Source organism: Ideonella sp. P3_A4 (assembly GCF_056403075.1).
In genome coordinates this window covers 1-765 of the sequence record NZ_JBFUGE010001255.1, presented here as the reverse complement: position 1 = coordinate 765, position 765 = coordinate 1, and the positions used below count along the sequence as shown (strand labels likewise).

1 protein-coding gene is annotated in these 765 nt (G+C 65.2%); it reads right to left on the bottom strand.

What is annotated here, in order from left to right:
• The coding region (locus AC1DYI_RS37405; protein WP_477209109.1) for a thiamine pyrophosphate-dependent enzyme at positions 1 to 765 on the bottom strand (765 nt) is incomplete at both ends.

Genomic DNA, 765 nt, shown 5'->3' with positions numbered 1-765 from the left:
ACCTTGAAGTTGGACGGGATCGTCGTGATGCGTTCGGCCAGGCGCTTGACTTCAGCCAACGGCAGCGCGGTGTCGGCCGCGTCCGTCCACTTCTTGCCGAGGAAGGGCTGCCAGTCGACCGCGTACTTGCTCTTGAAGTTGGTCAGCACCGGGTCATAGTGGTGCTTGCCTGCGTCCATCGCGGCGCGGAAGGTCTTGACCATCTCTTCCGGACCGCCTTCGGGCAGCACGCCCTGGGCGACCAGCTTGTCGCCGTAGAGCTTGCGGGTGCCCGGATGCTGGCCGATCTTCTTGTACATCAGCGGCTGCGTCAGCGCCGGGGTGTCCTGCTCGTTATGGCCCAACTTGCGGAAGCAGATGATGTCGACGACCACGTCCTTGTTGAACTCTTGGCGGTAGTCGAGCGCGAGCTGCGTGCACCAGACGACCGCATCGGGGTCGTCGCCGTTCACGTGCAGCACCGGCGCCTCGATCATCTTGACGACGTCGGAGCAGTACAGCGTCGAGCGGCTGTCGCGCGGGTCGCTGGTGGTGAAGCCGATCTGGTTGTTGATGACGATGTGCAGCGTGCCGCCGGTGTAGTAGCCGCGGGTCTGCGCCAGCGCCAGCGTCTCCATCACCACGCCCTGGCCGGCGAAGGCCGCATCGCCGTGCACCAGCACGGGCAGCACCTGGTCGCCTTCCTTGTCGCCACGGCGGTCCATGCGGGCCTTGACCGAGCCCTCGACAACCGGGTTGACGATTTCCAGGTGCGAGGGGTTGAAG